The organism is Paenibacillus senegalimassiliensis, assembly GCF_001486585.1.
GTDB classification, from domain to species: Bacteria; Bacillota; Bacilli; order Paenibacillales; family Paenibacillaceae; genus Fontibacillus; species Fontibacillus senegalimassiliensis.
This window is the reverse complement of sequence record NZ_LN909045.1, coordinates 260,935-283,708: the sequence shown is the minus strand read 5'-3', so window position 1 is coordinate 283,708 and position 22,774 is coordinate 260,935. Positions and strand designations below refer to the sequence as shown.

Genomic DNA, 22,774 nt, shown 5'->3' with positions numbered 1-22,774 from the left:
ATAAAAAAAGCGCAGAACCATAAGTTCTACGCTCGCTCTAGCTCAAAATAAAACTGTACGCCCTGCTCGGTATTGGTCACTCCGTAAGGTGCACCATGCAGCTTGAGGATTTGCTGACAGATTGCCAGGCCCAGTCCGGTGCCGCCGGTTGAGCGGTGACGAGACTGCTCGACTCGATAGAAGCGATCCCAGATTTTGTCCAGTTGCTCCTCAGGGATATGGGTACCCTGGTTTTCGACCGTGACAAGGACTGTTTGCGGATTCTCCTTCATCCTGATATAGATGCTTTCACCCTCGGGCGTGTATCGCACCGCATTGGTGAGAAGGTTGACCAGCACTTGTTCAATACGCTGAGCGTTAGCAACAACCTCGATGGGAGCAAAATCCATATGCAAATTCAGTTGCTTGCTGTTGATGTCGAAGGCCTGCTTGGCACAAACTCGTTCCAGCAGATCATCCAGACGAAAGACGGTTGTCTCCATGCGATAGGCGCCCGATTCGTATTTGGCCAGCTCCAGCATATCGTTCACCAGCAGGCTCATCTTGTGAACCTCTTCCTTCATGGCAGAGAAGTAATGCTCCCGCTTCCCGCTATCCGGCTTGTCTTGAATAATGTACAGGCAGCTCTCCATAATGCTGAGTGGTGTTTTTAACTCATGAGAAACATCCGCAATGAATGCTTTTCTGGTCTGCTCCAATTGCCTTTCCTGTTCAATATCCTGCTCCAGTCGGTGAATGTGATCGTCCAGCATACGCGATAGCTCATTGATATTCTGTGATAGCTGACCGATCTCATCCTCCGTTGTCACCGGAATCTGAGTAGCAAAATTGAGACTCGCCATTTGCCGGGTAACTTCATTGACTTGAAGCAATGGACGGGCAATGCGCTTGGCATAGAAGAAGGAGACCAAGGCTACCAGCAACAATGCACCTAATGCAATATAAAGGAAATACTGACGCATGACGCCCTCGGCCTCATCTACAGGCTGTAGGGAGGTCATGGCAAACAAGTAGTATGGAGTTCCGGTGCTGTCGGTCTGTCGATTCACAAAAATTTTATAAGGAACGTTGTTCCCCACATAATCGATGACGGCTTGGTCCTTCTCAGGCTTGTCCCCATAGAGCAGATTGGCTTGAAATGTCTTCATTTGCTCCAAAAACAAATGATTGGTGTAGCGGGATTCCTCTACTCCCTGAGGTGTTCGCAGCTTGGTTACTGTTCCGTACACAAGAATACTCGGATAACGCTCGCGATATTCCATGGTATTTGCAAAGCGGGGAACGACTTCATATTCCTTCTGCACGAAGGGAGTATTCTCCAGATGATTCTCATCCCTCAGGCTAGAGGCCTTACGCGCCATTCGCTGCGGAACGAACTGATTATTGATCAGGAGTCCTTCTATAGCAATGTCCTCCCCAGGCTGAACAAAAACCTCTTCCCGCAGGGGATGGTCCTCCCTGAATTGTTCGACATCCATCACAGTGTACAGCGGAATCGTCAGCGTTTTCCCCGAAAGAGTGGGCACTTCCGCTACATCCTCCAGCTTCACCTCGGCTGCAAAGTTACGAGTATCGGAAAGATACCCCGAAGCGTCCAAGCGAGCGACCCACGTATTATGATTTTGATAAAACTGTTGTTCGGCTGCATAATCATCCCCGGTCGCTTCCCATGATTCAGTAGATACGGCGTTTAGTGCCGATTGAACGCTGGAGACTTTCTGATGAATATAAAATCGTTCAAAGAACAAAACCTGACCCACAAACAAACTGGCAAGAAGAAAGACGGACAAACTGACGATGAGCAAAAACAATTTAATAACAATACTTTTCCTCATGCGTGTTCCTCAAATTTATAACCTGAACGGATGACCGTCACAATCTGATCGGCATGCGCTCCGAGCTTGGAACGAAGATTACGAATATGGCTGCTGAGCGTCCGATCGTCACCAATGTAGTCATAACCCCAAATCCTGGTGATGAGCTGTTCCCTGGTGAAAATTGTCCCCTTGCTGCCCAACAAGCAAGCCAAAATTTCAAACTCAGTATGCGTGAGATTACAAGGTGAACCGTTCACCGTGACACTTCTTGAAGGCAGATGTAGCGCTATTGCGCCTCCATACAACGTTTCCCGCGAATGATGGCGTTGTGGACCCTCCAGTAGACGCTTCGCCCGTGCCAACAAAATCGGCGGACTACAGGGCTTGACCACATAATCATCGGCCCCCAATTCAAAACCTAGTAGGGTATCATCTTCATCCGATCGGGAGGTTAACATCAGAATCGGAACATTGGACGTCTTGCGAATCCGGCGGCATACTGACCACCCATCCAATTCTGGCAGCATAATATCAAGGATAATCAAGGCGACTTCATGTTCCTGGAACAAAGCTAACGCCTCTTTGCCGTCGCCGGCCTCCAGCACCTGATAGCCTTCATCCACTAAATATTCCTTGGTGATTTCCCTTAACACCTGCTGGTCTTCCACAATCAAGATTGTCTTTGACATTTGAATCCCCCATAACCTTGAGTTAAGACCCATAGTAGCACGGTTATGAGTTGTTACTCAACTAAGGCTTCTTAATCATTTCTACACCGTCAAAAGTAAGACTTTCAATGTCCGCTTCCTGCTTCAACAGGTATCGATCAAAAAATGCCTTGGTATATGAGGTAATAATGTCGCGCTGCTCCATAGCGTCCCGGGTTCCTCGCGTGGCTTGATTGGTAGTAGTGAACATAGAGTCGGAGAAATCCCCATGAATGACATCATCAATAATGGCAAAGTAAGTATCGTCGCTATTCGTTTCCAGCAAGAAAGCATTCGTATTATGAGCAAGCACGGTGCCAAGCTGCATGTACGGTTTCTTAAGGTCGCTATCCAGAGCACCCACCATATTGCCGTCCAGATTCACAGCACCGACGAATCGTTCATCATCACGGCTAACAATGGCTGCTGTAGTTCCTCCAAAGGAATGTCCAAACACCCCCATACCGATGTCAAGCTGCAATCTGCCCTCAAACTCAGAGTCTAGTTCACCGGCATTCATTTTATACAAATGATCTGCTACATAACTGACATCCTCGCTCTGTAATACGGCATACTTGGAGAACTTGGTCGCTTCAGGGGCCGAAGTTAATTTGCGGGAAATCTCCATGGCTGCTTCTTCCCCAAGCTTGTTGGTCACAATCTCAGGTGGAGTCAGAGTGGCTGCCTCCATGCCGTATTTCGTTAATTCGGTCATGAATTGTTCCGTCATTGCCATAGTTCGTCCATCCTTAAGCTTGTACACACCACTTTCCGCATGTCCGATGGACACCACAATATAGCCGGAGCTGGCCAGGTCTTGAGCAAATAAAGTACCTTGCTGCGGATAAGCACCCGCGCCGTGGACAAAGAATAACACCGGATATTGCTGTTCCTTCTTGGACAGAGTGAGATCTTCATAGGTCCATGTCTTGAAGTCGGAGTCAAAAAGCGGCTCCCCCGTCGGTGCCCCTAATTTAGCCAGAAGCTCATTTCTCAGGGAATGAAACTCTGGAAATGCATACTCTGCCGTGGGCTTGCCTTCATCACTATCCGATGGATAGAAAAATAATGCCGTCAGTTCTCTTTCGGAATGATCAGATGCGGTGTACTTGAAGTCCATCTGTGTACGCCCGACGGTATAATTGCCAATCGGTTTAGGAAATTCCTTATATGCCGTTGTAGAAGTCTTGCTATCTTCTGTCGGTGGTGGCTCGGTAATCGTGGAATTGCCGCTATTGTTTTCCGGCTTAGGCAGGTCTTCCTTTGCCGAATGATTGCTAGTTGGGCCGCAAGCGGAAAGCATCGTCAGTGTGAGAATCGCTGCCAAAATCGCTGTTAGTGTTTTATTCATAATTTCCCTCCATTGATGTTATTCAATCTTGTTGACTTGGCTCACTCTTCTTCAAATTCAGAATCTTTAATTAACCCATGAAGGAAGAATTTATCAAAATACTTGCGAATCTTGACTTGCAGATCTTCGTCCTCAATGCCAGCCTCCCTGTAAAATAAGATCAGATTGAACTGCACCGTGGCGTAAATATAGGAGATCAAGTCGTCGTCAATGTCGGGCCGGAGCTTGCCGTCGTACCTTAAATTGCGCAAACTGTTCTTGAATACGGCAATGGACTCGTCCTTGAACAGATCCAGGTATAAGTGCAGCAGGACATCCATAGGCAAATGCATTACGGTCTTTGCAAACTTAAGCTCCAATTCACTTAAAGGCTCAGCCGTTTTGTCATAACCCGTAAGCTCAAATACGTACTCTTGACCATCTTTTTCTAAAAACGCCTTTCTTTTCTCCGCCAAGCTCACTAACAAGTGATGATAAAGATCATCCTTATCTTTGAAATACCGGTAAAAGGTTGCCGGATACAGCGACAATGCTTCAAGAAGCTGCTTGATCGTGATGTCTTCGTACTTATGATCTACAAAAAGACGCATGGCCTTATTCATCAGTTCATCCTGTTTTTCCTTATCTAAATTAAGAAAAGCCTGTTGAGCCATCGTTAATCACCTCTTGTTTATTTGTTAATACATTATCAATATAACAATAACATATTATTATTGCAAATTTGATGGTTTTGCTATGGATTGGGCGTGAATGACAAATAGCCCCCATCGGAGTTAGATGGGGGCTAGATTCTTAATATGGGGGTATGTCTTTAAGTTTTTTTCACTTGTGGGAGGTGCGACCGGCCAGCTCAATCAGATATCTGATTTCAATCCACGCACCTGCATAAGGTGCGACGCTTTGGAATCAATGGCAGCTACACGGATATGTCGATTTCAATCCACGCACCTGCATAAGGTGCGACGGGCTGGGTACAGCCGTTACGATAGCGAAAGCCTTATTTCAATCCACGCACCTGCATAAGGTGCGACTCGTTACCTATAACACGGAGGATCAGTTAACCCATATTTCAATCCACGCACCTGCATAAGGTGCGACATCTAAATCGCTGGATAGCGTCAGCAATAAAATATTTCAATCCACGCACCTGCATAAGGTGCGACGACTGACAAAGACGATCCTGATGCCTTCCAGCAATTTCAATCCACGCACCTGCATAAGGTGCGACTGGTGCGTAAGAATCCAGCGCCCAGCGCGAAAATATTTCAATCCACGCACCTGCATAAGGTGCGACAGCGGCACAAATGAGCCCAGGCGTAGCAAGGGTTCAGAGGACCTAAAGTGCGAACCTCGAAAATGAGGCTCTAAAATTCGAGCGGAAAATGACCAAAAACCCGGGAGCCCTTGTGGGGCGCGCGGTGCGAATCTCCCAGGGATTTCATGTGAGCTTGGGGTTCGCACCGCTGCTTTTTTTACGCAATAGCCATCAAACTATCGCCTTAATCCAACCGGTTTATTACTGCTACTTGGCAATCATTTGGTTAATGGCACTGAAAAGTGCTTTTACCGAGGAAGTCATGATATCGACGTCGATACCGCAGCCCCAATGGATTTGCCCATCCGCCGCAGTCACTCCGATATAGGAGACAGCTTGGGATTTGGAGCCCGTTTCCAACGCATGTTCGGTGTATATCAGGTCGGTATAGGTTATGCCAAGATACGTTTGCAAAGCATTACTGATCGAGTCAAGTCTACCGTTTCCACTGCCCGTAATCTCCCTGACGCCCTCTTTTTGGCTCCCAATCGTCACAATGGTCTCGAAATTCTCATCGTCCTTGGAGCGGTATTTGATGAATTCAATCGGCGTCTTGATGTTGACGTATTCGCTGATAAACAGGTCGTAAATATCATCCGGCAGCAGTTCCTTCTGCTGTTGGTCGGATACGTTCTTCACGAAGTAACCGAAATGCTCACGCATTTTCGCTGGAAGATCGAGCCCGTATTTCTGTTGCAGCACATAACCGATGCCGCCTTTGCCCGACTGGCTGTTAATGCGGATAATATCGCCCTCGTATTGGCGGCCAATATCTTTGGGATCGATCGGCAGATACGGCACGGACCAATGGGACGTCTTCTTGTCCTCGCGCCATTGCATTCCCTTGGCAATCGCATCCTGATGCGAACCGGAAAATGCGGTAAATACCAACTCCCCGCCATACGGGTGTCTCTCGCTTACGTTCATCTTCGTCAACCGCTCGTAGACGGCAATGATTTCAGGAAGATGCTCAAGAGACAACTTGGGATCAACCCCATGGGAGTACATGTTCAAAGCCAGCGTGACAATGTCCACGTTCCCGGTTCTTTCCCCGTTCCCGAACAAGGTTCCTTCTACCCTTTGAGCGCCGGCTAACATGCCCAATTCCGCATCGGCTACGCCCGTTCCCCGGTCATTATGGGGATGAAGCGATAAGATGACGTGCTCCCGGAAGCTCAGGTGCTCACTCATGTACTCAATTTGGCTGGCGTAAACATGAGGCATCGACATCGATACCGTGGCTGGCAGGTTGATAATGACCGGATGACCCGCCGTCGGCTGCCATTCCTCCAGCACGCGATTACAAATCTCCAAGGCGAACTCAATTTCCGTACCCGTAAAGCTTTCCGGCGAATATTGGAACTGGAAATTCCCCTCCGTACTTTCAGCGCACTCCTTAAGCAATTTAGCTCCGGTCACGGCAATGTTGATGATCTCTTCTTTCGACTTGCGGAATACCTGCTCCCGCTGCGCCACCGAGGTGGAGTTGTAGAGATGGACTACGGCTTTTTTGGCCCCCTTCAACGATTCGAAGGTTTTCCGGATAATATGCTCTCTCGACTGGGTGAGTACCTGAATGGTCACATCGTCTGGAATCAGGTCCCGCTCAATCAATGTGCGCAAGAACGCGAATTCCGTCTCCGAAGCTGCGGGAAATCCAACCTCAATCTCCTTGAAGCCGAGCTTCACCAGCATTTGAAAATATTCCAGCTTCTCCTCCAGGTTCATCGGCACCACCAGTGCCTGATTCCCGTCACGAAGATCCACGCTACACCAGATTGGCGGCTCTGTGATATATTCCTTGCGCGTCCAGTTTAAGCTGGTCTCCGGTGGCATGAAATAACCTCGAGTGTATTTTTCGGCATTTCGCATAAGTATCCTTCCTCTCCTTCATGGTTCCAATCCTAATTGACAAATGTCGACAGCATGCAAAAAAAGCCCTTCATCTCTGCTAACAACAGAGACGAAGGACTTTGACGTCCTACGCGGTACCACTCCACATTCATGCCAGTTGGCATGCTCTCAATAGACATGAGCGTCTGATGAATCAGCTCTCATGCCCTCCCGATATAACGGTCAGGTTACCGGCTCCACCTACTTGGTATGTTCAGCAAGCCACTCCAAGGTGAGTTCAGACTCTCGTCACGGCTGCTTCGCACCACCCAGCAGCTCTCTGGTCGTTCAGAAGGTCTTACTATTCCTCTTCAACGTATTGAAATATTAACTGAAATCTTATAGCACCCCGGGCCAGATGTCAAGTGAAAACATGCAGGGCATGTACAGAGGGGCTTGGCTGGTGGTGTGGCAGACAAGGGTCAGCTCAGTGGTGAACTTATCAACTTTAGACCACGCACCTGCGTAAGGTGCGACGGTCCACTTCGATGTTCGACCATCATTCGAGCCATGATTTCAATCCACGCACCTGCGTAAGGTGCGACATCCAAAACATTAAGCCTGCCAAAGCCAAAGATGGATTTCAATCCACGCACCTGCGTAAGGTGCGACTAACTATTTGCAAAACCTCACTTTGATTTATTTTTATTTCAATCCACGCACCTGCGTAAGGTGCGACGCCCTAGTGCTGTAAAGGGAGCTGATCTATATACAAATTTCAATCCACGCACCTGCGTAAGGTGCGACCGTTGTGACGTCTGTGGGCGAGTTAAGCACCTCTCAATTTCAATCCACGCACCTGCGTAAGGTGCGACTGAACAAAGCACTGTATGATGCAGGATTCCGGTGCATTTCAATCCACGCACCTGCGTAAGGTGCGACTATACACACCCCTGCTGCCACCCTGAGTGCTTACGGATTTCAATCCACGCACCTGCGTAAGGTGCGACGATCCTTACCGCAAACTCTAAAAATTCTCCTACAATTTCAATCCACGCACCTGCGTAAGGTGCGACAATGGCAAAATTACACAATAACTATGCCCATCAAATTTCAATCCACGCACCTGCGTAAGGTGCGACTGGGGTCATACGGATCGTCAAGAGAGCGGCAAAAATTTCAATCCACGCACCTGCGTAAGGTGCGACTAAGTGCCGGGCGCAATTCGTATATGTACCACTCTATTTCAATCCACGCACCTGCGTAAGGTGCGACACGCATCTAATGTGCTGGATCAGATCATCATGCCAATTTCAATCCACGCACCTGCGTAAGGTGCGACCAGGTCCACGCGACCAGGGCAGGTAACACATGATTTATTTCAATCCACGCACCTGCGTAAGGTGCGACGTTCAAATTTCTGTTTGCCGCGAATAATGTAGATGATTTCAATCCACGCACCTGCGTAAGGTGCGACTCCGATTTTTAACATAAAAAGGGTATTACACTGCTTAATTAGCCATTTATAGCCCTAATTAATTAAAAAATGGCTAAAATAATTTAATATTTTTACATATAAGTAAATGAAAGTAACTTATTTTGGTGCGAATCTCCCGGGAAAATCATGTTCGCTTGAGGTTCGCACCAGTTTCTTTTAATCCTTGTTACGCATCTTCAATGATAATGCGGACCAGAACATGTGGCAAGTAGGTGCCTTCAACATGGTCCACGTAGGACAAAGCCAAACCCTTAAATCCGCCTAAATGCAATATGAACGAATTTTTTTCATTTCATCTATGAGCTTATCTATATTTTCAACCATATTATTAATTTTGAGATGCGAATTTCCCTTTATTTATCTATCTTTAGTCTTTGGTGATTTTAACAGTTCCACATATTCACTATCACGAGAAGCAATACTTCGCCTTTAAGACTAAACCATATGAAACCGGCTAAACTAGTATTAGAGCTGCCCTGTCCTTAAAATAAGCTCTGCCTTTTCGTTTACTCTTTCTCCCTATCATTGCTTTTAATCCTCTTCCGACTTTAAAATCCAATTTGTTGGATATCCACCCCCCTTATTATTTGAACCCGGTTTCTTTCTCTTTTCACTCATGTTACTCCAGTTTACATAGTTTTCAGCAGAATCAAACTCTCTTTCCAGTTTGCTCTGAACGTAGCCTTTAATATCGATTTGCTCCAATCCAAATTCAGATTTCATCATATTAATAAAGGTATCTACAAAGACGGACAGCTCCGCTTCCACTGCTCTGAACGGTGTAATGACCAGTGACTCAAAAGTATTTCCACTCTGTTCCAACATGATCTCTATTAATTCAAACTGCACCTTGCCGTAACCGTAGGCCTTAGCTCCACCAATAAGCTCATAGTGTGGTTTCCCTTTACTATTGTATTTTTCAACATCGGATAAAAGACTAACATCCATAGCAAGCAACAGCAACCCTAACTCAGCATCCGTCAAGTTTTTAAAATATATTTTCCCTTCCAAATGAAATGCGCTGTGCAATGGGTCATACACTTGACGTATACTATTAATTTCCGATCCTTTTGTGCCTTGCGGGATGGTTTGAATGGTCTTAGGTAACACATGATAATATTTTACTCCCCGCAATGGATCTCGTAAGTTGTTATTTGATTTTCCATTCTCGCTGTCTACTGGCTTTTCATAAGTTGGCATTTTCTTTCCATCAGATTTCAAGTACATCGCCCCAGCAGAAGCCTGTGGCTTTGCTAATAGGAACTCTTTTTCCTCACCATGAATATCTCCGTATACACGAAGGGGGCTAAACCGTAACCGCGATTTATAGGCAGATTTCTCTTCATTAACCGCCTTTCCGTTATTTCGGGGGATGTAACCAAATAGCGCATTGGCAAAATCAACGCCGTCTTCATTCTCTTCCCCTAGCAACTCGTCTAGCTGATAATCATATGGTATTTTGAAGTAAGGAGTTCGGCCAACAGCAGTCAGGACATTTGGCGAGTCATCTTCCTTCTTTAACTGATAAAAAATTACTTGAGGTTCCGTATTGGGAGTTCCTTCTTTAATGAAAAGATTATAGTATTGCTTATCCTTATCGCCCGTCTTCAAATGTATTCTTTTAAATGCCTTATTATAGCTAATGATCAAGCTATCTGAAATGTCGATTCTGACCGCGTCCTCTCGTTCTTTACCAATTAAATAGTGCGCACGCTTTGAACCAACATTTGTAGAATTAATAAGTACTCCATCTATTCCTCCTGCTATAGTAGAAGAAGCGTGCTCAATACATGAAACACCCTTCCCCGCAGGGACATACTTAACCCTTTTCTCGTAAGGAGTACTATTTTTTTTAACTGACCGGTGTTCATAAATGCAATACATCTCAGCCTTTAACGCCCATCTTTCTATGAGCTTAGCGAATAGTTCTTCCAGTTGTTGTTCTATATTGTATTGTTTTAGTTTATTTCTAAGCTCAGATAGTAGTTCCTTTTTTAACTTTTCAATATTAACTTTCTCTTGCTTATTTCGACTTCCTACTTTGGTAAAATTAAAATCATTGGTAAATACCTTCTTTATCTTCTCGGATATTGGATGATCAGGATCTATCTCAAGACTCTTCCTCAAATTGCGAATCTCATCATCAAATTTTTTTACTTGGCTGTTCAGATTATTCATAACGTCTAGCATAGTGCCATTGGTACCTTTACTTTTGACACGCTCGCTCCACTTAAACAATCTATTTGCTTCCGGTAATACATTACTGTTCATATTAACAATATCTAATTCCTTTACAGATACAAAATGCTTATCTCCAATCATCACAGCAGGGATTATATAGTAACTACCATCATGGTCCTGGTATAAGTACCCTGCCTCTATCACTTGTTCCAATCCGTTACCATCAGTGATTCCCAGTTTCTGTTTGTATCGCTCCCCTTTGGCCCCTCCGGCAATCCTCCGATATAACATTTCGCTGTCATCTACAAAATCTGGATAGCTGGCGCTTAATACTTCCACATTTGAGCGAAGTTTGCCACGAATCTGGCTACCACTTAACCAATACTCTGCAGGGGCTCCTGTTTCAGACGTTTCCCGCAATTCGAGAACCAATGGTGAACACGGATTGATTCGATAAGAAATGTAGCCGGACAAATGATCGGCTTCGTGCAGATCATGGCGGGGTGGCCTTTTGGCCTCGTTCTGGCTATGATATGGATAATAGTAGTTTGGTTTACCTCGTTCTCCCGGTAAGGAAATAAAATCGTAAGGCAAAGTAACTTCTATTAACTTTTGATTATTACTCCGCCCTTTCATTGTGCTTCCCCTTTCTCCAAGCAGCACAGCATTGTGCGCTCCACATAAGCTAAATCATCCTCGTAAGCGATTCGTTCACGGACAGTCAATCCGGTATATCTGGCTTTGCCAGCTCCGACTGTATTGTAAGGGGCTTGCTCCAATTCATAGCTGCGCTGAATAACAGCGTGCTCAGCATCTTCAGTCTTGTCAACAACAATCGGCTCATAAGCTATCAATTGACCATCCTGCCGTGCAATGTATATTTCCTGTGTTCCATCAAAAAAATGTCCCTCCAGCACTCTATCCTCATCCAATGCCCGTAGCAGCTCGCTATACTCTCTCTCATCATGGGTCGTGCCCAACAACAACCGGTCAAACAAATGCACAATGAATGAATACGGTTGATCTGGCAATAGCTTGTTGTCAAATTCAGCAGCCTTCATTTCAAGCCCCTCCCTCTGAATCTAATAATGTCATAAAGCGGTCATAGTAACCTTGTAGCTTGGATTGGCTTTTGTCATCTAATGGATCTAAATTGCTAATTCTTATCATTTCTCCGTTATAACTAACTTCCGTTTCCTTGGCTTCAAACTCTCCAAGGCCAATAACCGTTCTTCCTCCAAGCGGAACCAACCCGGAACCGATACGTCGCAGCAAATAGATCAGGGGGAACAATTTCCCTTCATCATCTGCACCCGCCCTCAGTTCTAAACGAATTTCTGCATCTCCCCGAACCTCATTCTGTGATTTGAGCGCTCCGTCGATGACACCACCAGTAATCCGGTCGATTCGGTTGTATACTGGATTGGAGTCTGAATCTTCTATTCGTTTGCTCTTCATCTCACGCGCTTTATCTATTACAACATCGGTTACCACAACCGATCCCATCTTTTCCTGGCTTCCGAACCACTCCTGCACAATTGTTTCTACCCGTGCTTCAAGTTCAGCTAGTTCCTGCTGATCTTGAAGCATTCGAAATAAAAGTCGTCTCATTTCATGACGCAGTAGCCCTTTAATGCTGGAGCCAGGCAAATAGTATTTGCCATCCGTACTGCGCTGAAGCCCCGTGACCTGGGAGGCCTGTTTGTCATCTCGACTCCGATCTATATATGACTGATAGACTCCATATGGAAAATGCCCTTTCAAACTGAGCACAGTTGCCGGATGATCTGAAATGTATTGCTTGTACTTTTTTGCACTCTCAGTACGGTCCTCCTCGTTACTTTTTTGGCTATGACGGTTAAAAACAAATTGATCCAGCGCTACGAAACTGTCAAAAGAAAATTTTTGGCATGTTAAATGTTGCAATGCGAAACAACCGTGTCCGTTACTCTTTTGCCCACCAAACCGCAATTCCCCTCGATCAATCGCTGCTGCACAAGTATATATGAGTTGCTCAAAAGAAAGCCGTTCAGGTGCTTCAGCTGTTAACGTTACCTCAGTATCACATTCAACCGTAAAGACCAATTTCGTTCCTTTGGGAAGATCATAGCGCTTGTACTTATGATTGTTTCGTGCTGACCCAGTCTTTGGATCAACTGCTGTTCCTTCCATTATGAAGGGTCCCTGTGGCATGTATAAGTAGCCGTCACTAATATAAACCTGGCTCTCTATAAACTCTTCTCTATCATCAGGGCCACCTAGATAGTGCAAGACAGTAACGGGCGACACCGTACTTCTGGTATTCAGCCAGTTTCGCAGAGCTCCGCCAATGCTGTTACCGCTGACAAATGGCTTGTCATCACCATCCAATAACAACGCTCCCGGTGAATCACCACCAAAATGCACAGGTGTTTCCGCCTTGAGTGTAAAGGTAAATCGTTCTCTAGAATTCACTCCGAATCGCCCCCTGGCTTGCATCAGACATTTGATATATATATAGTGCTTCGCAAAGCAACTCAGCAATAAAGCGCTTCTGCCCCACGATCTCTTCTATTCCCTTTTCAGAATTAGGCTGTGTAGGCATATAATAAATTCTTCCGTGGATGCTATTTACTTTGTCAGAGGCAAATTGGGACAATCCTTCATATTTCGGTTCAATATGCTCATTCTCCAGAAACGTTATCACTCCATTAAAATGAACGCCTGCTAGCGAAAAAAATTCATTATTTTGACGATAGGCCTGTTTGTCGCTCTTCTTGGCTATTAGGCTGACACCCTTCTTAGATGTACTTTGATCAGTAAGCCACTGTTTCAACAATTCGATCATTACCCTACAATGATATGGCTTAAGATTGTGTATTTTCAGTGATTCAAAACGATCTGTTGTTGAGGCATCCTCCATTTTCTTGATTAGCAACCGCAACCAGTGCTTACGATTATCACCTAGTCCTTTGCTAATCAATCTAATTGATTCAACAATATGAGGAGCAGAGGCGGAATCTAATTTCGTACTGATAGATTGTCCACGTCTCTCTAGAGAAATTGCCGGAATGGGTTGTACTCGTAATTGCGAAGGATACGGAAGATTGACGGCAATCCAGCCATACCCCTCCTGTGTTCGCAAACCATAACGACGTTGCTCAAGTACAGCAATTACTCTTTCCCTTGATTGTTCGTCCAATGGGTTTTCCAAGTAATAGCGCATAACAGAACCCGCTCTAATTGTTGTTTCCTTTGGATATCGTGCTTTCCAAGTTGCATTGTATCCCTCTGTCAGACCCGTCTGCACGAAATGACATTGCCCCTCTGCCAAGCGTTTAATTTGGATATTACCGCATTCCTCAAGAACTTCTTCTGGCAAATAAGGCAAGGGTTCACCATATCGACCACGCACAATAACATCAGACAGACAGGTTAATGTCAACACGTTTAGTTCCTCGGAAGCATTCGCTTCACTTCTTGGGGTGGTGATTCCAAGCCCATGATGGACCTCTGCATAATCCGTTTGTGGTTGGCCTATAAGCCTTACTTGACAACGTCCGTAACCTGATCCTTTCGAACCCCCAAAATACCAAATATCCTGCCCGTTCCACATCGACTCAATTTGTGGCTTAATTTGCTCCGTATAGGTGATTATTGAACGAAAAATATGTCCAGGCTCCAGCGCCTGATAACTAAACAGATTAGCTCGTTCCCGCAAATTCTTATTAAGCAGAGAACTATGATGAAGACGATAATTTTTACTTGATTGAATCCCCTCTAGATATCCATCTTTTATCGCTACGTAAGGCTGGGGGAGCTGGTTTTTGGGTGTCATTTGGCTAAGGCCATACATTTTATCAGGAACAGTAGTTGCATACAGATTAGTCAGCGATACCATTCCATCAGAATACCCTTGATTGGTCCAAATTTTCTGTCTTCTGTACTCGTGCTTGTCCATTCGTAAGTGTTGAGGAGAGGGTAGATACAATTGTCCTTCTCTAAACAAATAAGCATTGGAGCACTCCATTTGTTGTAAAATGGACTTGGGGTCCTCAAACAAACCTAGACGTTGCATACGAGCGATTGCCCCACCACGTAAAGTTGAACCTGGAATATAATCCTTGCAAGGTTCATCCCAGTGCGCTTTATTGCCACCGGCTCCAATTTTTAATGGCTCCAAATTACAGATTTCAATAACCTGATACCATTTCATGCTGACCCTCTCCCTTCCAAACATAGCTCCTGCCGAGCATCGTTCCCGTTAATTAACAACTTAGCTTCGATCTCCCCTCGCCCCCGATGGACGCCAGCACCAATTCGATCTAGCGAGCAAATGATTCGAAGCAAGTCGGGCAGAACCTGGGTTGGATCTTCATTGAAGAAAAGATGTGCCTGAAAAACAAGCCCTTTCTTGACTGCTTGATAGGTGTTCAACATTTTGTCTTTAACAACCCCATCGTCGAGTTGTATTTCCGTCCGGATATAAGTCTGGGCAGAAATCAAATCATGTGACGAGAACACTTTGGAATCAATTAAATCACGAAATGCATTTTTCACCTCTTGAGGCAATTCTAGATGAGTAAGTCTCATTATCCCCTGACCTCGAAAGCCCTTCTCTGCTTGCATATGTTGCAAATAATTCCTCATGAACTCCCGTAAATCCCATGCATTTTCTAATTCCCACGTATTAACCCCAAACAAAACATCCATGGAATGAAGGAAATCATATGCATGAGCGTAATTGTCCAGGTAACCCATTGAGATATATTGCCGTAGCAACCAAAGTGCTTGACGCTTAAGTTGCCCCTTTAAAGACTTGGCATGGAAATAGATAAAACCATACTCATCGCTCAAAGCCCGGGATTGAACAAGATTACGTTCCTTTTCTCCACTGGCAAAGATCGTCTCGCTCAGTAGTCGAAGTTCAAGAACATATTTGTCATTGCTTTCCATGAGCGAACTCCTCCTCACCGTGAATAAATGATATCGTCTCCAACACATCATTCAATACATACCTGTATTCATTGTGATTATCCAGGGCATTACGCTCAATGATTGCCCCATATTGGGGTCTGATCCAGCCTCTATTTGAATCTATTTCAATAGGAGAATAATCTTGCATAAAATGCTTTTCCACCAATTGAGACAGGGTAGCGCCAGATCTAGTCTGATCTAGTTCGAATAACAAGCTGTAGCTCTCCCAGCCGTTATATACCTGATTTTTGATTTTTTCTATAAAAGAACTGCTGATGTCCTGTTTACTAGAATTTTGCCTATTAAGCATCCCGCGTAGCTCACCAACCAAATTACGGAATGCATTGTAGCTATACACACCATTGTCTATGCCTACCTCTTGATCTATCCGTAGCGGCCTGATACGATAATGATCATGTTTTCTAGCTTTATCTAGCCGCTTCTCATAAGCAGTCTGGACACTCACTTGACCCTGCACAATATCCCAGTCAATAAATGACCCGGAGGCTGACTCATTTTCTGTAGAATGATATAGAGCTTCTTTTGCATGATGACAAAGCTTTTCTGCCAGTTTAATAGCATCAAAAAAAGGATAGGTAACTTTGACTATGACAACGCCTGCACATGCGGTAAGGTAAGGATGTTGAACAGACTGTTTAGCTGAATCAACCTGCAATGCTTTTCTCAGCACACTGCCTGTTTTCTTCAGTGACAACGTTTGAATCTGCTGGAGAATATCTGCGGCAATGTCTAGCGCATCTTCCGCTTGTGTAACCAGACAGATATCATCACCAGACATTAGTACAGGTGTGACCTGTAGTTTTTTATTATGACGAACAGCATAATGATAGAGCGCACCAGCAACTGCATCAGCGTAGATTCGCTCAATTTCACTGCTAAATTCCTTCATTTCATCAATAGTGTTCAACCTGTGAAACATCTCGCCCATCCGATTACCATCCAGTGCGATGATGCCAATAAAGCTTTTCCGTTCATTTTTCCCCTTATAGTTCAGTAGCTTCGTTGTAATCTGTACAAGATTTTGACCATCATCCATTTCCTTTAATCGTTTCTCCAAACGACCAAACAAAAAACGGCGAGCTTTATCCAGAACCTCATCGTCCATTTCAGTGTTTGCTCCAGATTCAGTCTCAGTCTCTTCAGCAAGTTCACTAAGCTTCAGTACCGGTTTGCCATCCTCGCCGATCTTCTCAACTCCGTAGCTCCAACGTCGAAACATGGCTCGTCGTTTATCCTTTAATAGATCGGAACGCTGGTTGAGCAGTTGACGGATTACTTTCATATCTGGCTCTGCTTCTCCTGGAATTTCTTGCTCTGAAATTTTACTAATATATAGTTCAATATTTGGATAATAACGAAGCACTTCTAACGAATAGTTTCTGCTAAATTTCTTTGCCTGCTCCTCATCATGAAATTGAAGCATGCTGTTGCCCCCACCAGAGTAAATTACAAGATACTCCTTAGAAAAATATCGTTCTAGAAAAGTTACTAGCATAACTTGAGAATTGGCACCCAATTTAGAGTCTGCATCCATATCTTCAGGTATTTCTGTAATAGCCTTGATCACGTATGAGTTAATCAAATTGTCTCGCAGACTCCTATTTCGGTAAATGTACTCTTGCTTTCGTGACACGTCGATAAAAACATATGCCTTCACAATCGCTCTTTGCCTCCCTCATCTAATTAATGCTGCGATTTCATTCATTTCATAGAACCAGATGCAAGTCTCATTAGATAGATCTATTGAATCAGGTCCTAAGACTTATAATCACGATTTAAGTGTTATTATTTCTCTATGATGGAGTATGTTTCCTTCTATTTAGATAATATTCAACAATACTTTACAAAATACACAAACTCGCCCTCCGCTAAATAGCATAAGGCGAGTCTCAACAGAACTAGACGATTTGTTTTGCGATTATTGGTACTCCTGTCATACCTAATCTCTATTTCGATTCAGAAGCAGAAAATTCAGTCCCTTGTTTCTTCAACATGTCTTTAAACGCCTTAGCATACGCAAAATGCGGGAACAGCATCGGATTGTTGACTAGCATCAATAATTGATTGAGCTGCAAATTTAAGGTGAGTAACGGATTTTGTGGAATTTTTAAATTTTCTAATGTGTTTGTGATAGATTGTTGTGGAAGCATTAAATTAACGCCACCATCTTCGAGACTCTTCAACTGATCATCTGTAAGCAATTGTTTACCTGGATTTAACACGATTTCCAGATCAGGATTCTCTTGTTCATCTGTAACATGCTGATTAAGACGTCTCCCCCACCAACCCAGTGTTTTATCCTCGTTTTTAACCTGCACTTCAAACCTTGATTCACTTGAATCTTTATCCGTTTGTTCTTGAATTATAAAATCAAAATGTTGTCCTAAATCATTTGTCATATTTGTTATTGTACTGTCTTGAACTGAATTTTTGATGCTGACCAGTACTTTAATCGGTCGACTTTTCGTTTGTGTAGCGTTGGTTACTCCGGTAGCATATCCCGTCGCCATCCTAGCGATTCCCGTATTTTTGGCATCAAGGTTATCAATCTTATCCGCCCACGCTTTTAATTGTTTCGAGGGCAGATCTGTGCTTTTACATTCAATAACCATGGAAACGGCCTCAATAGGAATTAATTTCAAGGTATGGTACTGGAAGATGTAAGGTGTATACTGTTCATCTATAACAGCGATATCCACTTCATTCGAGATTCCGCCTTTCGAATCAATGATCATTGCACCATGGACAAAAGAAAATTTCTGAGGAATGATGTCACGGAAAAATTTCACCCACATCTCCTCTCGGTAACTACCCGTTAAACCCGGATGAGCCGTGGCCAATTCTATTTCTTTTACCATCATCTGACTAAGTTCGTTATAGTTATCGTAGATTAGCTTTAATGGATTGCTATTCATCCAGGAAAGATCCCCTCTCTTAATCAATTAAACTACCATCTGCTCAAAACAGGTGAACTTGTACATAATAATTGGCGATTAAAGTAATGACTCAATAACAAATTTTCGCGGAATGATCATTTCAAAGAGTTGCGCCCAAATCATTTCACGTTCCGAACCTATCGTTGTTCCGTGCAAATCATGCTTCATAAACAATTGACTCACAATAGACTTCTCAACCTGGCGGTAATTTTCTCTGACGTTGTTTATAAGCTTATTCTTCTTCTCTTCAACAGATAGTTCTTTGGACATATGCAGAGACACCTCGGTTCAATAGGATAAAATGGTCATTTTCACCATTATTGTAGCACATTTTCCCAAATCCCCTCTAAAATTTCGACAAAAAACCCAAAATTATAGATAGTATATCTACATTTCAATGAAAACGAATAGGCCTAAAATACTAAAAAGGCATGCTACTGACAGAGTCAGAATGCACACCTAGGCAACTTTTAATCTTTCTTCTATCGATAAACAACATCTAGCTGCCCACAGCCAAAAGTTGTGTTCCGTCCAATATGCAAGATACGCACCGCATTTAACCAAGGGGTAAAAATACTCAATTCGCCTTCAAAAGTCATAGCCCCCAGCATTCCACTCCAATCTACAGATTCACTCTTGCGATTGGAATACCTATGCATTTCATTCAAATATAAACCGGAAGAAATTTGCTGTGCCTCCCCTGCCAAAGTAATAGTATCTGTAGCCATATCTCTATTAATCAACCCACCATAGCGCTCGGTTAACGTCTCTATTCTTCGAACCCCGCCTCGTATAATAGTTGAGAAATCAATATGATGCACCAGTTCCCCACCACGTCGAATACGAACAGGTGTCAACAGATGAATAGAACACCAGTTAGCAAACTCTCTTGTTGCAACAGAATTAATATTGACAGGAGTTATAGAATTCATATGAACATGACCTCTTTGCCATATGGGAGAAAATCGTTCAGCATGTAGAATGTCCAATAATTTAAAGCTTTTCCGTTCAGCCCCTAGCTTAAAGATATCGGCTTTTGCTAGTGAAGTCACCACTCTCTCAGCATAGCTTATAGCATTTCCAAACAGCACAAGCTTGAAGGAAAGCTCATCTCCTGAATGATAAACACTGCGAGGTCTCGGCGGCTCAATCATGTATGGATTAACTATATCTTGCTTCGCTCCTCCCAAACGACGGTTCTCAAACAAGTAAGTATAGGCCTCCCGATCATTCTGCAACGCCCACCCGACAACCCCGTGCAGGGTCGAACCAAGAAAAGCTGGCAATCTAGCAGCCTCCTGACAGTTTAATCTAATAAGCAATGGCAGGTACTCCAAAGAAAAAATAGTGTTTTGTTGATGCATACTTTTCTCCAATTCTACAGATTACTGGAAGTGTAAGTTAATAGGGGCAGCAAGTACATAAGCCGTTCGCTCCATACAACAGTGTAAAGTGCGACCCAAGATAAGGGAATAAACAGCCCGGAAGTCCTTATTTCAATCCACACACCTGCGTAAGGTGCGACGATGCAGCTGATGAGGCTCTCAATAAGTCTAATGAATTTCAATCCACGCACCTGCGTAAGGTGCGACTTACATTAGCCAATATGTACAATATTCCTTTGCCTATTTCAATCCACGCACCTGCGTAAGGTGCGACTATTCTCGAATACTACGGAAAGGGTGAGCGTAAGTATTTCAATCCACGCACCTGCGTAAGGTGCGACAGTTCCACGTTGGAAATGAAACCTGTTCCACGTGATTTCAATCCACGCACCTGCGTAAGGTGCGACCTGCAACTTGCCTGCTATATCAAAACACCGGATAGCGATTTCAATCCACGCACCTGCGTAAGGTGCGACACTGCAACTCGGCAGATACATCAGCCGATGGGCTTATTTCAATCCACGCACCTGCGTAAGGTGCGACACAGTCCACAAATTACGAATATCACCATAACCGTGATTTCAATCCACGCACCTGCGTAAGGTGCGACTTATGCATATTAATGCAATAAAAAAGCCCGCCAATTTCAATCCACGCACCTGCGTAAGGTGCGACTTAGATTGTCTTTTTCAATAATAATAGTAGTAAAAATTTCAATCCACGCACCTGCGTAAGGTGCGACTTCGTTTGGCTCAAAATTGGCTTGAAACGGGCGGATTTCAATCCACGCACCTGCGTAAGGTGCGACTCCGATTTTTAACATAATAAGGGTATTATGCTGCCTATTTAGCCATTCATAGCCTTACTTTAATTAAAAACAGCTCAAATTATTCCATACTTTTACATATAAAGAAATGAAAGTAACTTATTTTGGTGCGAATCTCCCAGGAAAATCATGTTCGCTTGAGGTTCGCACCAAAATGATTTTCACAATACAGTTACCCTAATTATTGTTGTATTATTTAAAAATTACAACCCAAGTGTAATACCATTTTCCCACTCGTTCTTTCAGCAATGCTGCTGTCTATCTAATTATGTCTATCCCAAGTCTCTTTAGTCGAGCACATTGATTACATTATCAAATACCTGTATCTGGGAAATACAATGCTTGGTGCACCCTTTAATGGCTACCTCCGTGCATTTCAGCAAAATTTACTCATGGGACATTTAAAAAGGGGATGCTCGCATCAATGCCTATAAACTGCAAGTTCCCTTCCATAGCCGCTTTTTGTGCCCATTGTCTCATTAATTAAAAAGATCTTGGGGATTATCACCCTCAGGGTCTCTAACATTAAAATCCGTATGCCTTTTCTACATTTTCACACAATCTTTTTGTTAGTTCACCCACATGAAACTTGGCCCGTTCAATAACATCCCTTTCAGTTATTAGTAATTCAAGAACAGATACAATTAAAACTTCCTGGACTTTTTCGTCATTTAATGCCATTTTTTTCAAGAAAAACACAAATACTATCGCGTTCTTCCTTTTTTCCACTGAACCTAATTACAAAAGGAGGAACCACCAAACTAAAAATAACATGTGGTAAATTATCTTCAAGCTATTTTATTTCCTCGTCGTAAAACGATTTTATAAGTGACACATCAATTAACAAACACGCAATTAAGTTGTCATATTCCAATTATAATGCATTACTAAACTCTTGCCCCTTTTGGCTATGAAATTTCCCCCTACAGGTTCTCCCGTCTTTAATTCATGTCGAATTGAATCCATTGTCGTACCATTCAACGACTTTAGGCATTTTTTGCCCTTTATATAAGCTTTCCACCAGGTTGTTAAGTTTGGTATTAGTAACAGTTGGCTTCAAATCACAAGGCCCAGTATTATGCACCCAAAGTGGGGTAAAAAAGACCTTGATGGCCATCTCAAGGTCGAAAATAAATTATAATGGATTATCGCATTTCCATTCTACATCTAAATAAGAAAAATCATGCAAATATCTAGAAATTTCTTTTTCTAATTGCCGTATCCCAATAATGTCATTTATATAAATAGAATTGACTAATTCATCGTCTGATACATCCCAATCATTTTCAATAACTTCTTTCTTTATCTCATATTTTCTAAACCAAAACTTAATATTTTCATCAGAAGAATTAATAAAGCCTGGTGAATTGATAGCTTTTACTTTAATAAAGCACGATAATCTTCAGAGCTAGCCATAATTTCAGTTGCCAATCCTCTACCTTGCATCAAAGTGTTTTTTTGCTTAAAGCTCAGTTGATTCATACATAATCACCCATTTCAGATTTAAGGTTGAAAGAAAATCCTAATTATTTGCCCCACCTCATCATGAATTTGTAAATGGGGTAAACTACCATCCTCAAGGTCTTTAACATTAAAATCCATATGCTTTTTCTGTAGTCTCACATAGTATTTTTGTTAGCTCACCCATATGAGATTTGGCGAAATCAATAATATCTCTTTCAATTATTAATGATTCAAGAACAGATGTGACCAATACTTCCTGAACCTTTTCATCACCTAATGCCATCTTTTCAAGAAATCCATAGATATTACTTGATTCTTCTTGCTCTTTAATTGACTTAATTATGAAAGGAGTAACCACCAAACTAAAAATAACATGCGGTAAATCCTCCTCCAGCCATTTTATTTCCTCTTCGTAAAGCGGTTTTATAAGTGGTACATCAATTAATAAACTCGTAATTAAGTTGTCATAATCCAATTGTAATCA

Annotated in this window: 16 protein-coding genes, 3 CRISPR repeat arrays and 1 other annotated feature; all 16 genes read right to left on the bottom strand. The window is 43.3% G+C overall.

The genetic code is table 11. The features are described 5' to 3' along the window. Positions 1-26 precede the first annotated feature (26 nt). Positions 27-1,835: a sensor histidine kinase gene (locus BN3279_RS11320; RefSeq protein ID WP_059050905.1), complete on the bottom strand. Its 1,809-nt coding sequence runs from the start codon at positions 1,833-1,835 to the stop codon at positions 27-29. Continuing rightward, entirely contained in the window at positions 1,832-2,506 is a 675-nt protein-coding gene (locus BN3279_RS11315) for a response regulator transcription factor (protein WP_059050904.1), read from the bottom strand. The genes BN3279_RS11320 and BN3279_RS11315 overlap by 4 nt, the downstream gene beginning before the upstream one ends. A gap of 61 nt (positions 2,507-2,567) precedes the next feature. Beyond that, positions 2,568-3,875 carry an alpha/beta hydrolase gene (locus tag BN3279_RS11310; protein ID WP_232436828.1) on the bottom strand — a complete coding sequence of 436 codons (1,308 nt, stop codon included), beginning with the start codon at positions 3,873-3,875 and terminating at the stop codon, positions 2,568-2,570. A 41-nt stretch (positions 3,876-3,916) separates the two neighbouring features. Beyond that, entirely contained in the window at positions 3,917-4,528 is a 612-nt protein-coding gene (locus tag BN3279_RS11305) for a TetR/AcrR family transcriptional regulator (protein ID WP_082673043.1), read from the bottom strand. A 212-nt stretch (positions 4,529-4,740) separates the two neighbouring features. Continuing rightward, positions 4,741-5,169: direct repeats of the CRISPR family, unit length 32 nt; unit sequence ATTTCAATCCACGCACCTGCATAAGGTGCGAC. Positions 5,170-5,397: 228 nt separating this feature from the next. Continuing rightward, positions 5,398-7,062 carry a 2-isopropylmalate synthase gene (locus BN3279_RS11300; RefSeq protein WP_059050902.1) on the bottom strand — a complete coding sequence of 555 codons (1,665 nt, stop codon included), beginning with the start codon at positions 7,060-7,062 and terminating at the stop codon, positions 5,398-5,400. An 84-nt stretch (positions 7,063-7,146) separates the two neighbouring features. Next, positions 7,147-7,407 (bottom strand) — a binding site (T-box leader). Positions 7,408-7,528: 121 nt separating this feature from the next. After that, positions 7,529-8,500: a CRISPR direct-repeat array (repeat unit 32 nt; unit sequence ATTTCAATCCACGCACCTGCGTAAGGTGCGAC). A gap of 552 nt (positions 8,501-9,052) precedes the next feature. After that, the gene (locus BN3279_RS11295; RefSeq protein WP_059050900.1) at positions 9,053-11,338 is read right to left on the bottom strand and encodes a TIGR03986 family type III CRISPR-associated RAMP protein; all 2,286 of its coding nucleotides are present in this window, start codon (positions 11,336-11,338) and stop codon (positions 9,053-9,055) included. Continuing rightward, the gene (locus tag BN3279_RS11290) at positions 11,335-11,763 is read right to left on the bottom strand and encodes a hypothetical protein (RefSeq protein WP_059050898.1); all 429 of its coding nucleotides are present in this window, start codon (positions 11,761-11,763) and stop codon (positions 11,335-11,337) included. The genes BN3279_RS11295 and BN3279_RS11290 overlap by 4 nt, the downstream gene beginning before the upstream one ends. 1 nt (position 11,764) lies before the next feature. Further along, positions 11,765-13,156, bottom strand: coding sequence for an RAMP superfamily CRISPR-associated protein (locus BN3279_RS11285; protein WP_059050896.1), 1,392 nt, complete (start codon positions 13,154-13,156; stop codon positions 11,765-11,767). After that, positions 13,146-14,897: a hypothetical protein gene (locus BN3279_RS11280; protein WP_059050893.1), complete on the bottom strand. Its 1,752-nt coding sequence runs from the start codon at positions 14,895-14,897 to the stop codon at positions 13,146-13,148. Before BN3279_RS11280 ends, BN3279_RS11285 begins: the two co-directional genes overlap by 11 nt. Then, positions 14,894-15,637, bottom strand: a complete 744-nt coding sequence (locus tag BN3279_RS11275) for a hypothetical protein (RefSeq protein WP_059050892.1) — start codon at positions 15,635-15,637, stop codon at positions 14,894-14,896. Before BN3279_RS11275 ends, BN3279_RS11280 begins: the two co-directional genes overlap by 4 nt. Beyond that, the gene (locus tag BN3279_RS11270; protein ID WP_148466837.1) at positions 15,624-17,246 is read right to left on the bottom strand and encodes a Cas10/Cmr2 second palm domain-containing protein; all 1,623 of its coding nucleotides are present in this window, start codon (positions 17,244-17,246) and stop codon (positions 15,624-15,626) included. The genes BN3279_RS11275 and BN3279_RS11270 overlap by 14 nt, the downstream gene beginning before the upstream one ends. A 379-nt stretch (positions 17,247-17,625) precedes the next feature. Then, positions 17,626-18,594, bottom strand: a complete 969-nt coding sequence (locus tag BN3279_RS11265; RefSeq protein WP_059050888.1) for a DUF6602 domain-containing protein — start codon at positions 18,592-18,594, stop codon at positions 17,626-17,628. A gap of 78 nt (positions 18,595-18,672) precedes the next feature. Next, positions 18,673-18,885, bottom strand: coding sequence for a hypothetical protein (locus BN3279_RS11260; protein ID WP_059050886.1), 213 nt, complete (start codon positions 18,883-18,885; stop codon positions 18,673-18,675). 212 nt (positions 18,886-19,097) lie between these two features. Beyond that, positions 19,098-19,901 (bottom strand): CRISPR system precrRNA processing endoribonuclease RAMP protein Cas6, encoded by an 804-nt coding sequence (gene cas6 / locus BN3279_RS11255; RefSeq protein WP_232436827.1) that lies wholly within the window; start codon positions 19,899-19,901, stop codon positions 19,098-19,100. 207 nt (positions 19,902-20,108) lie between these two features. After that, positions 20,109-20,808: direct repeats of the CRISPR family, unit length 32 nt; unit sequence ATTTCAATCCACGCACCTGCGTAAGGTGCGAC. A 543-nt stretch (positions 20,809-21,351) separates the two neighbouring features. Beyond that, on the bottom strand, positions 21,352-21,516 hold the full coding sequence (locus tag BN3279_RS11250) for a hypothetical protein (RefSeq protein WP_187377782.1): 165 nt from the start codon (positions 21,514-21,516) through the stop codon (positions 21,352-21,354). 901 nt (positions 21,517-22,417) lie between these two features. Further along, positions 22,418-22,765 (bottom strand): DUF7674 family protein, encoded by a 348-nt coding sequence (locus BN3279_RS11245; RefSeq protein ID WP_059050881.1) that lies wholly within the window; start codon positions 22,763-22,765, stop codon positions 22,418-22,420. Positions 22,766-22,774: the final 9 nt, after the last annotated feature.